Genomic DNA, 13,797 nt, shown 5'->3' with positions numbered 1-13,797 from the left:
CCGGATTGCTCCGCCCGGATCAATCCTAGCGCCGCGGCAAAGGGATCGGGGCGAGCACCAGCGGCTGGTACTGCGCTAACCTTCGCAGGCCCGCCAGATCCGTCAATTCGATGAGGTGCGCATTGCTGGTGATGAGCTGCTGGGCGCCGCAGCTTCTGCAGGACGCGATAAGATGTGGCACGCTCAATCCGAGGACGTCGGCCATGATTTCCCTGCGAAGCTTGCCTCTTGTGCATGTCCCACCTCTAAAAGGCGTGCGTGGATCTCGAGCAAAAGGCGCACCGGCCTTTCATGGTGCGCGCCTGCCGCGAACTGGCGCTGGCAGGGCAGACCACCGTGCTGGTCGAGCAGAACCTTGCCGACTCTCGCGCTCGCGACCCGCGTCTATATTCTAAGCAACTGCCATGTCGTCCACGAGGCCGCCGCTGCCGAGCTCAGGGCTCAGCCGGACCTGCTGCAGCGTCCATAGTTGCTGGCAGCCGCGCCTCGACCTGGACTAGACGCCAAGAAAGCGCCGGTGGGATGCCGATCGGGCGCCGTTGTTGGTCACCTTGCGCTGCGCCAGCCCAACCGGGATTCGATGCGCCTGGCGCTGGCTTTGACCAGGTCGACCAGATCCGGATTCTTCTGCTTCAGCTTGATATCGGGAACCACGATGGAAATCGTCGCCCTGCAAGCCCCCTCGCCGTCGCATATGGGGGCGGCGATGCACGCCACCGAGAAGTCGGATTCACCGGCCTGGATCGAGAGGCGTTGTTCGAGCGCCGCAGCCGCCGCGCTCGCCAGCACCTCCTCATCCGTTTCGGCTCGGCCGGTCGGGGACGCCGTTGCCGAGCGCGCAAAAATGGCGCGGCGTTCCTCTTCCGGCAAGTGGCCGACCAGCATGCGGCCTGAGGCGGTCCAGTTGAGGGGGCTGCGAGTGCCTACGCGCGAGGTCACCTGGAAGTGATCCTTGCCCTCCTTCATGGCGAGCACCACCATTTGATCGCCATCGCGCCCGCAAATCTGGATGGTTTCGCCCGAACTGTGAGCAAGCTCGTGCATCTCCTGGATCGCGACATTGAGAAGATCAAGGGTGCGCGCATAGGTCAAACCATAGTGGTAGAGGCGAGGCCCGAGCCAAATCAGGCGATTGTCCTGCCGGTCAAGCAACTCCTTTTCCACAAGGTCGTCAACGATCACATAGATGGTCGACAGCGGCGCGCCTATGTCGCGGGCGATCTCGTAGGCGGTCGCCGGCCGCTCCACCTTCTGCAGATAATCGAGGATCTGCAGCGCCCGGTCGATGCCGCTGGTGCGCGAGCGGCGCGGCTCAGGCGCCGCGATTGGCGCCGCTTCAATTTGGTCCACTGTCCTGGTCATTGGTTCGGACATCTTTCTGAAGGCAAATGTTGAACGGAATGGCTGTTTGCGAGACCTGATATCAATCCAGCCATTTCAGGATCGCCGCTTCGCGTGCGCGCAGGCGCTCCTCAAAGGACGTGGCCGCCATCACGTTCGACTTGCGCGCCTGATCCAGTTCCACGGCCAGCCGCTCTGCCACGACAAGCTCCTCATCCGGATGCAGATTGCAGGGGTCGAGGAAGAAATAGCCGTGCTCGACCTCATGGTCGCGCACGATGACCGGAGGGTCGCCGGCAGCGAGGCGGTCGGCCAGATCCCAGGCGGCAATGCGCGCCTCCCTGGGGTCGACCGACAGTTTCAAGCGGTCGAGGGGATTGTTGGTCGGATCCGGGACGATCTCGGCGACTATGCCCGGCCGGCCATCGAGCGCCTCGAGCCAGCAGTCGAGCGCCTTGCGTTCGCGGGCGCGGATGCCGTCATGGTCGCGTGTTTTCCACGCCTGCAGGGCGGCCACAGCGCCGACGATGCCTTCCTTGCCAACCTTCATGCCGCGGCCAATGCCGCGATTTTGCAGATAGACGTCGCGCACCCTTGCCTTGGATCCGGCAACGATGCCCGAGGTCGGGCCACCGAGGAACTTGTGACCGGAATAAAGAACCAGGTCGGCTCCATCGGCCAGGAAGCCCTTCAGATCGTATTCCGACGCCGCATCGACAATCACCGGTACGTTGTGCGCATGGGCCACTTCGGCGAAAATCTTCAAGGGGATTTGCGCGTAGCCCACCACGTGGTGTGAGACGACGTAGACGGCGGCCGCGGTGTTTTCGGTAATGGCGCCGGCGAGTTGGTAGGCAGCGGCACTTGTTGCCTGGCCGACCGGCACGACTTTGGCTCCGGCAATGCGGATCGCCTGCTCTATGGGTGCGCCGTAGCTCACCATATGCCCGGACTGGATGACCACCTCGTCCTTCAGCCCGGCCGTGTCGGGCAGGCATTCGATCGCCGCCAGATCCGGTCCGGTCATGCAGGCTGCCACTGCCAGGCTGATCGCCGCCGAGCAGGATGCCGTAATGAAGCCGGCTTCGGCACCGGTCAGGTCGGCGATCACGGTGCTGGCGCGGCGATGCAAGTCACCCATTTCGACGAATTCGGTCAGGATGGCCGCCACCGCTTCGACGGCATCCGGCACTACGATGGACGCGCCGAGCGAGGTCATCGTGCCGGAAACATTGATGACCGGTCTCAAGTCAAGGCGGCGACGGATATCGTCAGTCGGCATGGCGGCGGTGCTCCTTGATGGCAACTCAATCGATGGCGATGATGGCTTCGATCTCGACGGTGATTTGGCCAGGCAGCGAACCGTGCCCGACAGCCGAGCGCGCGTGGATCCCCGCTCGACCGAAGACGTCGATGAACAGATCCGAGCAGCCATTGATGACAGCAGGATGGTCGGCGAAATCGGGCACGGCGTTGACCATGCCGAGTAGTTTCACCACCCGCCGCACACGGGTCAAATCATTGAGCGACGAATGCATCACGGCAAGCAGGTTGATGCCGGTCAGTCGTGCATGCGCGTAGGCCTGCTCGACCGTCACGTTGCCGCCGACCTTGCCGGTGTGCTGCATGCCGTCAGCCTCGGTCGGCCCCTGGCCGGACAGGAACAGAAGCTTGCCTTCCTGAACGTAGGTGACGAAATTGGCGATTGGCGGTGGCGCCTTGGGCAGTGTGATGCCCAGCGCCTTCAGCCGGTCATAGGGTGAGTTTTCCGATCGCTTCGTCGGCTCGGAAAAAGTCATATGCGAACTCCAGTCAGTCTGCTTTTTCGTCGTGGCGTATGCACGCCACGTGATGTCCACCGCCGATTGGCGAAATCGGCGGGATTGCGGCGGCGCAGGCTGCGATCGCTTCGGGACAGCGAGTGCGGAAGACGCAGCCCGACGGCGGATCGATCGGGCTCGGAATATCGCCGGAAAGCGGTACATGGATGCGCCGGCGCGTTGGATCCGGCACCGGCGCGGTTGCCAGCAGGGCCTTAGTGTAGGGATGCCGCGGCGCCGCATAGACCAGCCGGCTCGGGCCGCGTTCCATCACCCGGCCGAGATACATGACCACAACTTCGTCGCACAGATATTCGACCACCGAGAGGTCATGTGCGATGAAGAGCAGCGTCAGGCCAAGCCGCTTTTGCAGATCGCCAATCAGGTTGAGCACCTGCGCTTGCACCGAGACGTCGAGCGCCGAAACCGGCTCGTCGGCGACAATGAATTCCGGCTCGACCGCGAGTGCCCGGGCAATGCCGATCCGTTGGCGCTGGCCACCTGAAAATTCGTGCGGGTAGCGGGAGGCATGATCGGGTGAGAGGCCGACAAGGGCAAGAAGCTCGGCAATGCGGTCCTGCCGCGCCTTGCCGCGCAAATAGCCGCGGGCATCGAGTGCTTCGCCGAGTATTGCGCTGATACGCAGGCGCGGATTGAGGCTGGAGAAGGGGTCTTGGAACACGATCTGCAGCTTTTGCCGATAGGCCCGCATCTCGCGTGCCGACAGCGAGAAGAGATCGACGCCGTTGAACAGGGCTTTGCCGCTGGTCGGCTCGACCAGGCGCAAGATGGCGCGACCGGCCGTGGTCTTGCCGGATCCGGATTCACCGACCAGACCGACCGTCGAGCCGCGCTTGACCTCGAAACTGACGTCCTCCACGGCGTGTACGACACGCCCGTTGCGCGCGGGGAAGCGCTTTGTCAGTGCCTGGACGCTGAGCAGGGGGGCTGCTTGTGTCGTGGTATTGGTTTCAGCGTCGGCAATCATAATTCGGCGCTCCGGATGCAGCGGGAGAACCCTGCGGAGCCCGCCGGCATCAACGGTGGCGGGGCTGCCCGGCACGGGGCGATTGCATAGTCGCAGCGCGGCTCGAAGGCGCAGCCGGGCGGCAATGCGGTGATGGGCGGCACGCTGCCGCGGATGGAGTACAGTGTTTTGCGCTCGCCGGCCGCATCGACGTCGCGCGCTGCATTGGGCGTGCAGGCAAGCAGGCCGCGCGTATAGGGATGGTGCTGATGCGCGAACAGATCGTTGACGGGCGCCTGCTCGACGACGCGGCCGGCATACATGACCACGACATTGTGCGCGATCTCGGCGACGACACCCAGATTGTGGGTGATGAACAGGATTGACATGCCGAACTGCTGCTGCAGCCGTCGCAAGAGATCGAGAATCTGTGCCTGGATCGTCACGTCGAGCGCCGTCGTCGGCTCGTCGGCGATCAGCAGCGAAGGATTGCAGGCAAGCGCCATCGCGATCATCACGCGCTGGCGCATGCCGCCCGACATCTGGTGCGGATAATCGTCCAGGCGCGATGTGGCATCGGGGATCTCGACATGCCGCAGCATTTCCAGGGCTCGTCTGCGCGCTTCCTGCCGGCCGACCGGTTCGTGTAGCGCAATCATTTCTCCAATCTGGTCGCCGACGCTGTAAAGGGGGTTGAGGCTGGTCATCGGCTCCTGAAAGATCATCGCGATCTCCTTACCGCGGATAGGGCGGAAATCCTTCGCGGCGAAGCTCGCGAGATCGTCGACCCTTCCGGCTCGGTTGCGAAACAGGATTTTTCCACCAGCGATCCGGCCTGGTCTCGACAGAAGCCCCATGATCGACAGGCTGGTGACTGATTTTCCCGAACCGGATTCGCCGACCACGGCCAGCGTTTCCCCTCGTTTCAGGTCGAAAGTGACGCCATCGACCGCCTTGGCGGTGACGCGGCGTGTCACGAACCAGGCTCTGAGGTCCTGGACCGACAGGATCACGTCCGAGGCCGGAACGTCGCTCAAGATTTCCATCCGCAATGAGGACAGGCAGGACTGCCGTCACCGCCATCCGCGGCCGGCACGTGCCGATGGGCTTGGACTGCGTTCGCACCCAGAATTGCGTAGCGCGGTTCGAACAGCTGTTGCAGCACACTGGTTGCGCCTTGTGAATCCTTCACCGTCAGCGCGGCATCGACCAGATCGAACAACGTGAATTCGGCCGGCTTGCCTTTTTCCAGCAACTCGTCGGCGGCAATCCGGATGGCACGCCGCGGCGCCACGGTCGATGCCGTCACCACGTCCTCGAACGCCATGCCGAGCGAGAGCAGCTTCGACATGGTCGTCGGCATGTCCCATACGGCCCCGTCGATCGAACGGTTATGCAGGTCGGTCGAGATCGTCTTCGGCGGCAGGCCGCGTTCCAGCGCTGCCTTGGCGACGTCGAACGAGAAGGACGCCCCGCCATGGCCGACATCGAGCACGATGCCGCGCGACGCCGCGTCCTCCGCCAGACGGTAGAGGTCATCGTCCTCGATGATCGAGCCGCCGGCCTTGCCGTTGAAGCAATGGGTGACGATGTCGCCTTCGGTGAGCAAGCCGAGAATGTCGTCATAGAGGGGCGGTGGCTCTCCGACATGCACCATCACTGGCAGCTTGACGATGCGGCCGAGCTTCTTGGCCAGCTTGACTGGCGTCAGATCCCAACCGCCGGTGATGACATGGCTTGCCCGCACCTTCAGTCCGACGATGACGTCGCGATTGGCTTCGATGGTGGCGATCGTGCGGTCGATGTCGATCGAGCGCATGTCGATCAGCTCGCTCACCCTGTTGCAGGCAACCAGCCCGATCGAACCAATGTTGAGGAAGGCATAGATGTTCTCCTGTGCCGGTTCGATGATGAATTCGCGAAAGCCGTGGAAATTGGCCTCGCCGGCAGAACCCGCGTCGACCATGGTGGTGACGCCGCGATTGGCCCCACACTGCTGGGGCCGTATGGAGATGTCGGTGCCGCCATACCACACATGGACATGCAGATCGGCCCAGCCGGGCGACAGGAACGCGCCATTCGCTTCCACCACCTTCACGTCGTCGCCGGCGGCAATCGTCGAGCCGATCTCCGCGATGCATCCGTCCTTGTCGACGAGCACGTCGATGGTAGGGCCGAAACGATCGCCGAAAGCCACTGGCTTGGCGCCCCTGATCAGAAGCGGTTGCTTCGTTTCGGAAAAACGGTTGCCAAACATCAGATGTCCTTTGCCAGACGGGGATCGAGAAGGTCGCGCAGGCCGTCGCCGACCAGTTGCAGGGCCAGCACGGTGATGACGACGGCAGCGCCCGGAAACATCATGATCCAGCCGGCCTGGTCCATGTACTGGCGGCCGACCGCGATCATCGTGCCCCATGTCGGGATGTCGGGAGAGATGCCGACGCCGAGGAAAGACAGCCCGGCTTCGGCCAGGATGGCGTTGGCGAAGACGAAGGTTCCCTGCACCAGGATGGGGGAGGCGACGTTGCGCAGTACGTGACGCACCAGGATGACGGGCGTCGGCACGCCGAGCGCGCGCGCCGCCTCGACATAGGGCAGTTCGCGGATCACCAAGGTTGAGGCGCGCACAACCCGCCCCAGTCTCGGCGCATAGACGATGCCGAGCGCCACCACGACGTTGGTTGCCGTTGCACCGAGTGCCGCCACAAGGGCAATTGCAAGCAGAATATCGGGGAACGCCATCATGGCGTCGATCAGCCGCGAAAGGGGGGTGTCGAGCTTCCTGAAGAAGCCGGCCATCAGGCCAAGGACGATGCCGATCGCCGATGAAAGGACGACGACTGAGAAGCCGACGGAGAGGGAGGTGCGCGCGGCATAGAGCATGCGCGTGAAAACGTCACGGCCTAGATCGTCGGTGCCGAACAGATGCTCGAGGCTCGGGGGATGTAGCCGGCTCGCGATCGAAAGCTTGGTCGGTGCGTAGGGCGCGATGACGGGCGCCAAAATCGCCGCCACTGCAATAGCCACGAGCACGGCCAGTCCAATCGCCGCCGTCGGGCGGCCCAGCAGCCGTGACAGCAGGTGGGCTTCCTGATGCAGCGGGGGGGCGATCGCGGCCATCAGTAGCGCACCCGGGGATCGACGAGGATGTAGAGCATGTCGATGATGAAATTGACCAGCACGTAAAGGCCGGCGATAACCAGCAGCGCGCCCTGGATGACCGGATAATCACGCCGCAGCACCGCCGAGACGACCAGGCTGCCGACCCCAGGCAGCCCGAACACGGTTTCAGTGACGACGGCTCCCGAAATCAGCAGCGCCGCCGTCAGGCCGATCACGGTGAGGATAGGGATAAGCGCATTCTTGAGGGCGTGTTTGAGCACCACGCGCCACTCGCTCATGCCCTTGGAGCGCGCGGTGCGGACGTAGTCATCGTTAAGAACGTCCAGCATTGAGGCGCGCGTGAAGCGCGTGATCAAGGCCGAACTGACCAGGCCGAGCGCCAGCGCCGGCAGCACGAGATGAGCGATGCGGTCGCCGAAGGAGGCGCCGGGGCCGCCATATCCCGACGTGTCGAACCAGCCGAGCCTGACGGCAAAGAACTGGATGAACAGCAGGCCCAGCCAGAAGCTCGGAACGCTTGCCGCGAACATGGCGATCGTGGTGGCTGCCTGGTCGAAAAGCGAGCCGCGCCTGTAAGCGGAGAGGATGCCCACCGGAAGCGCGATCACACTGGCAATCAGCAGCGAGAGCACCGTGAGAAAGAAGGTCGGTTCAGCGCGCTGGGCAAGGGCCGTGGTGACCGGCTCGTTGAGGAAGATCGACTGGCCGAAATCCCCCTGCAACACGCCGGCGATGTAGCGCCAGAACTGTTCCAGGATCGAGCCGTCAAGCCCGAGTTTGGTGCGAAGCGCGGCAATATCGGCGGCCGTCGCGTCGGGCCCGAGCATGACCGCGGCCGGGTCGCCGGGCGTCACCCGCACGATCACGAAGACGATGGTGGCGACCAGGGCCATGACCACAATCATGCCGAGAAGCCTGTTGAGAACCGAGCGGAGCATCCGTGTTGAAATCGTCCCGTGGCTGGTTGTCTGAGCGGGCCGCCGGCCGGCGGCCTCGCCGGGCGGATGCCCGGCTGCCTTTCCCCAAGCAAAGGGGAAAGGCAGGAGGTACGGCTATTTGCCTTCCAGATAAGCATTCCAGAAATAGGGCCAGGGCGCGGGCGTGACGCCCTTGAGGTTCGGCACCTCTGCGGCCAGGGCGTTGAAATCGCCGACCTTGTAAACCGCCGCTTCGTCGTAGATCACCTTCTGGACGTTTTCGTAGAGCTTGGCGCGCTTGGCCGGATCGGCCTCGGAGTTGAATGCGTCCAGCACCTTGTGCTTGGCGTCGCTCGACCACCAGCCCGGGGTGTTGTCGGACATGAAGCCGTTGAGGGACGGCTCGGCGAGAAAGGGACTGTGGGTGATGTAGATGTCCCACAGCGCCGGATCGGTGCGGTTCTTGGTCAGTGTCGCCCATTCGACGACATCGAGTTGGACCTTGAAGCCGGCCTGCTCCAGATAGGCCTGAGCCACTTGTGCCATCTTGTAGTGGAATTCGTACTGGCGGCTGGTCAGGATGCGCAGCGGCTTGCCGTCATAGCCGGCTTCCTTGAGCAGTGCGGCGGCCTTCTCGGTGTCGCCCTCGGGCTTGTAGGCTTCGGTACCAGTGTTCGAATGCCAGGCGAAGCCTTCCGGATACATGGCACCATCGACTGCATAGAAATCCTTGGAACCGAAGGCGGCGAGCAGCATATCCTCAGGCGCCAGCGCTGCCTGGATGGCCTTGCGGATACGGACGTCGGAATTCAGTCCCTGTTTGGTGTTCATCACGAACACGGGCCAGCCGAACGGCTTCAAGATAAGTGGCTTTGTCTTGCCGCCGGAAATCTTGTCGTAGGATTCGACAGGAAGAGAATCGGCATAGGCGAACTGGCCGGCGACGGCGCCCTCGACGCGCGTATTGGGATCCGGAACAGGCACGAAGCGAATTTCGTCCAGATATTGTTTCCTTGCCCCGCCATAGCCATCCGGCTCTCCGTCGCGGGACCTGTAGCCATCGAAGCGGGCGAGTTGGATGAACTGATCCGGCTTACGGTCCTTGAGCATGTAAGGCCCGGTTCCGATGAACTTTGTCAGCGGATCTTCGTCGGCATTTTCAGAGGGGATGATGATGGCCGCCGCATTGTTGAGCGACAAAAGAGACAGCAGCGGCGCGTAGGGCTTCTTTAGCGTAATCTTGACCGTCTTCTCGTCGAGGGCGTCGAGCGAGCTTATGACGTCCGCCGCCTGCTTGCCGCGCGTCGCCACCTTCATCCAGCGTTTCAGCGAGGCCATGACATCGGCCGATGTCATATCGGAACCGTCATGGAACTTGACGCCCGTCCTTAGCGGGATCGTGTAAGTTAGTCCGTCCGGCGATATCGTCGGCAGGTCGGCGGCCAGGAGCGGCGTGATGCCCCACTTGTTGTCGAACGTATAGAGCGTCTCGTAAATGTGCTGCGTGATGATGCCGACCAGATCGGCGGTCGATGCCATTGGATCCAATGTCGGAGGCTCGCCGACGGTGGCGACGTCGATCACACCCCCCTTCTGCGGTTCAGCCCATGCCAGCGCCGGCAGCAATGCGGCGAACGACGCGACGACTTGCAGTACGCGCTTCATTCGTTCTCCTCCAGGTTCCAGTTTTATGGAATATATAGTCTAGTTACGCACTAAGCTTACGCCCATGAGGCCTCGCGTCAAGCGGCGAAGCCCGAGCTGGGCTAGATTGCGGATCCGGTCCGTGCGCGAACGGTCATGAGACAACTTCATCAGATCTCTCCGCACTGGCCGAACCCGCTTTCTGAATAGCGTTGGGCCTTGTGGCGCAGCCTTGCGCCGGTTGGCGCGCTCTTCCCACGGAAGACATGCCATTGCTTTTGATGCTCAGGATTGCGGCCGACGCGGAACCGCGGCCCCTAGCAGGCTGCTGTTGAAGAAGTCTGCCGTATAGCCTTGAGGATGGCCTCCTCGCCGTTGTGGTAGGTGAATGTGATCTCGATCGAGCCGTCGTCGAGCAGTTCGGCGTGGCCGTCGCCTGTGACTTCGTCCATCTCGTCACATCCGGCCCATGTGAAGTGAACCATCGACGGGCTGTAGATGAGGTCGAGGCCGGCTTGCAGGACGCCAAGGGCGATCTCGCCATTGTTGTCGCCGCCAATGGCGATCATGGCGGGGCCGCCGAGGTTCAGGTAGCTGCGATCCCACAGATCGGCTTCCACGATGCGCCAGCGGCCGATCAACTGGCAGCCTGCGGCCACAGTCATATCGGCACCGCCATGAGCTTGGGCAGCCGCACCAGGTTGTAGGCGGCAGCCGCGAAGGTGAAGGCCCACCCAACGCGGTCGCGACCGCGCAACTTGGTCTTCGGCTGCCCGGCGACCGTCTTGATCCAACCGAAAGCTTCCTCGATCCGCTTGCGGATACACTGGCTGACGGCATAGCCGCCGTGCCGGATCGTGCGGCGATCGATCGCCGAACTTCGCCCGTTCGTGTTCTGCGCCACGTGCGGTGTCACCCGCATCGAGCGCAACTCGTTGACGAAGTCCTCCGCGTCATAGGCATTGTCGGCGCCGAGCGTGACCGCGCCCGGCCGGTCGGCACGAGGCTCGATGATGTGCAGCGCAGCCACCCGCTCGGCATGTCCGTCGGCCAGCGTCAGGCAGGCATCGACCAGCAGACCATGGCGGTTCTCCATCAGCTCATGCCCCATGAAGCACAGCTTGGTCTCTTTGCCTTTGCCCTTGCGGTATAGCCTGGCGTCCGGATCGGCGGTCGAGACATGCGTGTCGTTCGATCGCTTCCGGCCATGGAAATCCGCTTCGGTGTTGCGCCCATCGCCTTGCGCCGGTGGCTCGTCCGAACCGTCCTTCGCTTTGACGCTCTTCATCGAGGCCCAGGCCTCAATCAGCGTGCCGTCGACCGAGAAGTGGTCCGTCGACAGAAGTTTTTTCACCTTGGGCTGTGCCAAGACCGCCGCCAGGAATTTCGCCGCGACGTCGCCTTCCAGCAGCCGGTCACGATTCTTCGAGAACACTGAAGGGTTCCATGCCGCATCGTCGACGCCGATGCCGACGAACCAGCAGAATAAGAGATCGTATTCCAGCCGCTCCATCAAAAGCCGCTCCGAGCGGATCGAATAGAATGCCTGCAACAGCATCGCTCTGAGCACCTTCTCGGGCGGGATCGATGGCCGCCCGATCGACGAATACAGCGCCGCGAACTCCCCCTCCAGCGCCGACAGCGCCTCGTTCACGATCGCACGAATGGCCCGCAGCGGATGATCTCGTCGCACCCGCGCCTCATGGTCCACGTAGCTGAACAACTCGCCAGTTCGATCGTCGCCGCCGCGCACCCTTCACCTCCGAATCCCTTCGGAGCCAACGAATCACGCTCATGGCTCGACGGCGAGCGACTTTTTCAACGGCCTGCTAGGGCGTTTGTCGGGTCGCGATCACAAATGAACCGCTCGGGTTAATTTGCCCCATGGCCGGTCAGTGGCTCTTGCCTGGCCAATTCAGCTCGATCCAGGCCGGTGCATGATCGCTTGGCTTCTCCCAGCCGCGCACTAAGACATCGACACCGGCGCCTTGGAGTCTAGGCGAAAGAGCGGGGCTGATCAGGAGATGATCCATCCGCAGGCCAGAGCTGCGATCGTAACCGTGCCGGTTGGAGAAATTCCAGTAGGTGTAAACACCTTTTTCCGGGTGGATGCGCCTTACGGCATCGGTCCAGCCCATCGTCAACATATCGGCGTAAGCCTGACGAGACTCTGGAAAATAAACGGCATCGGCCAGCCAGCGCGCCGGCACCACTGCATCGGAGGCTGTGGGCACCACATTATAGTCGCCGCACAGGACCGTGTCGTATTTGAGCAGTGTCTGGGCATAGCTGGTCAGACGCTGGAACCAACTGAGCTTGTAGTCAAATTTGGGGCCTGGTGCGGGATTTCCGTTCGGCAGGTAGATGCAGCCGATCACCAGTCCTCCGACTTCGGCTTCGATATATCGGCTATGGGTATCGTCGGGGTCGCCCGGCAGGCCGCTCCTGCGCTGCAAGGGCTGTCTGCCGCGGGCAAGAATTGCCACCCCGTTGTAAGATTTCTGGCCGTGCCAGATGGCACCATAACCGGCATCATTGAGGGCGCCGACAGGAAACTTCTCGTCCGACGTTTTTAGTTCCTGAAGACAAACGACGTCGTGTGTAGTTTCGTTGAGCCACTTGAGCAGGACCGGCAGTCGTCCGTTGACGCCGTTTACGTTGAAGGTTGCGATGGTGATCATTCGCCATCTCAAGCCGAAACCGTTCGCCGGGTTGTCTCCGGCAACTTCGGTCGCCCGGCTCGGAAGTGCCTAGCTGTCGTCCTTATAAGACTTTGCAGCTTCATCGATCTTTCGCCAATCGTTTCCGTGACGCCGCACAAGCTCTCGCGCCTGGGTTGGCGATATGTTTTGGGTCTCCACGATGTGGTCCACTTCCGCCTCTTCGCCTTTAAGGGGACGCGAGCGAGGTCTCGCTCGCCGTGGGACCGCTGGATGCTTGGCGTCTCGTCTGGGCATCAATCGACCCTCTCCGGAGCACAATTAACGGTTCAGCGCGGTGAAAGTTTCCGCATGCGGCCGCTCGCGGCTGTGACATAGAAGCCCGCGGTGGCGTTGTTGAGCCCAAATGGCCTGCGCCGCGTTCTTTATGAGCATTGCTGCCATTCGCAATCTGATGGAAGATTCCGACCGCCCTGCCGCACCGCGGCCAATTCCTGGTGCGAAGCGCGCTTTGCGTACGATCGAAAGGCGATTGAGCGGTTTCGACAGGTACTTCCGCGGGCCAGGTGGAGCTACGAGCGCAGGAGTTGGTTCGTGCCGGGAAAAAGCGCGTCGCGGCGGATCCAGCGCTGGTTAGCACAAGAGGCGGCTCCGCGCGCAGCGCATGATGACGCCAAGGGACGAGACGCCTTCGCCTTCGAGCCTCTATCGAGCCGGTATCTGGCAATCGCCGACGACCTGCGCATCCGCACGCCCTATCGCGAGCGGTTGTTGAGGAAATGCAAGCCGTTCCATGGGCCAGCTGGGATGGCGAACTGCGGGCTTGGAAGGTGCCTTTTCGCTCCTACGAGGAGTTGAGGCGCCGCTGGCCAAGCATCGAAAGGTCCGCCCACCGGGCGGAACCAGAGAAGAGGAAGCGGCGAAGGGAAGCGTCCAGAAATTCGGAGGAATATAAGGCCGCCAAGTTGCGGCATGCTGAACGCAGGCGGCATCGCTATCCCCTGCCACCTGATGATTTACCTCCTGTTGGCAAGGCTGTGGCAACGCAGCAATGCGGTATCGTCATCTTTACCGAAATCACTAATGAATCTGTCGAACCGCGGATTTGACAGCGTCCTATCCGCACTTGGTGGGTGCGCACATCGATCTTGTTTGGGGCCGTTGGCGGCCGGCGACACTGGCTGAATTGATCGGAACATGGCCGGCCCGGCGTGCTGCCGGATCGTCAGAAACGGACAGGGGCTGGTGGCACGCAACGGTCGCTGAACTCAGAATCGCCCGCCGAAAAGCACGAAGCCTGGAGCGGAGGGGGCGAGGGGGCGAGG

The 13,797-nt window shown here is 62.6% G+C and carries 13 protein-coding genes and 2 pseudogenes; 2 read left to right on the top strand and 13 right to left on the bottom strand.

Features of this window, described 5'->3' with window-relative positions; all coding sequences use genetic code 11:
• Positions 1-25: 25 nt before the first annotated feature.
• Positions 26-205, bottom strand: a complete 180-nt coding sequence (locus LB551_RS29445; RefSeq protein ID WP_140553996.1) for a hypothetical protein — start codon at positions 203-205, stop codon at positions 26-28.
• Positions 206-291: 86 nt separating this feature from the next.
• Between LB551_RS29445 and LB551_RS30065 the strand changes: the two are divergent.
• Positions 292-469 (top strand): annotated as a pseudogene (locus LB551_RS30065) (ABC transporter ATP-binding protein); the annotation flags it as partial.
• A 77-nt stretch (positions 470-546) separates the two neighbouring features.
• Here the strand turns inward: LB551_RS30065 and LB551_RS29440 are convergent.
• The 12 genes from LB551_RS29440 to xth form a co-directional block, all read right to left on the bottom strand.
• Positions 547-1,362, bottom strand: coding sequence for an IclR family transcriptional regulator (locus LB551_RS29440; protein ID WP_224629785.1), 816 nt, complete (start codon positions 1,360-1,362; stop codon positions 547-549).
• A 61-nt stretch (positions 1,363-1,423) separates the two neighbouring features.
• The gene (locus tag LB551_RS29435; RefSeq protein WP_224629784.1) at positions 1,424-2,623 is read right to left on the bottom strand and encodes an aminotransferase class V-fold PLP-dependent enzyme; all 1,200 of its coding nucleotides are present in this window, start codon (positions 2,621-2,623) and stop codon (positions 1,424-1,426) included.
• A 25-nt stretch (positions 2,624-2,648) separates the two neighbouring features.
• On the bottom strand, positions 2,649-3,140 hold the full coding sequence (locus tag LB551_RS29430; RefSeq protein WP_140554002.1) for a RidA family protein: 492 nt from the start codon (positions 3,138-3,140) through the stop codon (positions 2,649-2,651).
• A gap of 13 nt (positions 3,141-3,153) precedes the next feature.
• A complete protein-coding gene (locus tag LB551_RS29425) occupies positions 3,154-4,149 on the bottom strand; it encodes an ABC transporter ATP-binding protein (RefSeq protein WP_140554003.1) in 996 nt (331 codons plus the stop codon).
• On the bottom strand, positions 4,146-5,174 hold the full coding sequence (locus tag LB551_RS29420) for an ABC transporter ATP-binding protein (protein ID WP_140554005.1): 1,029 nt from the start codon (positions 5,172-5,174) through the stop codon (positions 4,146-4,148). The genes LB551_RS29425 and LB551_RS29420 overlap by 4 nt, the downstream gene beginning before the upstream one ends.
• Positions 5,162-6,385 carry an amidohydrolase/deacetylase family metallohydrolase gene (locus tag LB551_RS29415; protein WP_140554006.1) on the bottom strand — a complete coding sequence of 408 codons (1,224 nt, stop codon included), beginning with the start codon at positions 6,383-6,385 and terminating at the stop codon, positions 5,162-5,164. The genes LB551_RS29420 and LB551_RS29415 overlap by 13 nt, the downstream gene beginning before the upstream one ends.
• Positions 6,385-7,248: an ABC transporter permease gene (locus LB551_RS29410; protein WP_140554008.1), complete on the bottom strand. Its 864-nt coding sequence runs from the start codon at positions 7,246-7,248 to the stop codon at positions 6,385-6,387. The genes LB551_RS29415 and LB551_RS29410 overlap by 1 nt, the downstream gene beginning before the upstream one ends.
• Positions 7,248-8,189 carry an ABC transporter permease gene (locus LB551_RS29405; protein ID WP_181172652.1) on the bottom strand — a complete coding sequence of 314 codons (942 nt, stop codon included), beginning with the start codon at positions 8,187-8,189 and terminating at the stop codon, positions 7,248-7,250. The genes LB551_RS29410 and LB551_RS29405 overlap by 1 nt, the downstream gene beginning before the upstream one ends.
• Before the next feature lie 114 nt (positions 8,190-8,303).
• Positions 8,304-9,833 carry an ABC transporter substrate-binding protein gene (locus tag LB551_RS29400; RefSeq protein WP_224629782.1) on the bottom strand — a complete coding sequence of 510 codons (1,530 nt, stop codon included), beginning with the start codon at positions 9,831-9,833 and terminating at the stop codon, positions 8,304-8,306.
• Between the two features lie 296 nt (positions 9,834-10,129).
• A complete protein-coding gene (locus LB551_RS29395) occupies positions 10,130-10,477 on the bottom strand; it encodes a hypothetical protein (RefSeq protein ID WP_140554011.1) in 348 nt (115 codons plus the stop codon).
• On the bottom strand, positions 10,474-11,565 hold the full coding sequence (locus LB551_RS29390; RefSeq protein WP_224661367.1) for an IS5 family transposase: 1,092 nt from the start codon (positions 11,563-11,565) through the stop codon (positions 10,474-10,476). The genes LB551_RS29395 and LB551_RS29390 overlap by 4 nt, the downstream gene beginning before the upstream one ends.
• A 139-nt stretch (positions 11,566-11,704) precedes the next feature.
• On the bottom strand, positions 11,705-12,493 hold the full coding sequence (gene xth, locus LB551_RS29385) for an exodeoxyribonuclease III (protein ID WP_140554015.1): 789 nt from the start codon (positions 12,491-12,493) through the stop codon (positions 11,705-11,707).
• A gap of 390 nt (positions 12,494-12,883) precedes the next feature.
• On the opposite strand from xth, the pseudogene LB551_RS30195 reads away from it, so the two are divergent.
• Positions 12,884-13,797: pseudogene (locus LB551_RS30195) on the top strand (hypothetical protein); the annotation flags it as partial.

It is taken from the genome of Mesorhizobium sp. BR1-1-2 (assembly GCF_020165435.1).
Classification (GTDB): Bacteria; Pseudomonadota; Alphaproteobacteria; order Rhizobiales; family Rhizobiaceae; genus Mesorhizobium.
This window is presented reverse-complemented; position numbering and strand designations above follow the sequence as displayed.

Coding starts and splice junctions, on each gene's coding strand:
- LB551_RS29445 (WP_140553996.1), bottom strand. CDS start 205: ATGGCCGACGTCCTCGGATTGAGCGTGCCACATCTTATCGCGTCCTGC.
- LB551_RS29440 (WP_224629785.1), bottom strand. CDS start 1,362: ATGACCAGGACAGTGGACCAAATTGAAGCGGCGCCAATCGCGGCGCCT.
- LB551_RS29435 (WP_224629784.1), bottom strand. CDS start 2,623: ATGCCGACTGACGATATCCGTCGCCGCCTTGACTTGAGACCGGTCATC.
- LB551_RS29430 (WP_140554002.1), bottom strand. CDS start 3,140: ATGACTTTTTCCGAGCCGACGAAGCGATCGGAAAACTCACCCTATGAC.
- LB551_RS29425 (WP_140554003.1), bottom strand. CDS start 4,149: ATGATTGCCGACGCTGAAACCAATACCACGACACAAGCAGCCCCCCTG.
- LB551_RS29420 (WP_140554005.1), bottom strand. CDS start 5,174: ATGGAAATCTTGAGCGACGTTCCGGCCTCGGACGTGATCCTGTCGGTC.
- LB551_RS29415 (WP_140554006.1), bottom strand. CDS start 6,385: ATGTTTGGCAACCGTTTTTCCGAAACGAAGCAACCGCTTCTGATCAGG.
- LB551_RS29410 (WP_140554008.1), bottom strand. CDS start 7,248: ATGGCCGCGATCGCCCCCCCGCTGCATCAGGAAGCCCACCTGCTGTCA.
- LB551_RS29405 (WP_181172652.1), bottom strand. CDS start 8,189: ATGCTCCGCTCGGTTCTCAACAGGCTTCTCGGCATGATTGTGGTCATG.
- LB551_RS29400 (WP_224629782.1), bottom strand. CDS start 9,833: ATGAAGCGCGTACTGCAAGTCGTCGCGTCGTTCGCCGCATTGCTGCCG.
- LB551_RS29395 (WP_140554011.1), bottom strand. CDS start 10,477: ATGACTGTGGCCGCAGGCTGCCAGTTGATCGGCCGCTGGCGCATCGTG.
- xth (WP_140554015.1), bottom strand. CDS start 12,493: ATGATCACCATCGCAACCTTCAACGTAAACGGCGTCAACGGACGACTG.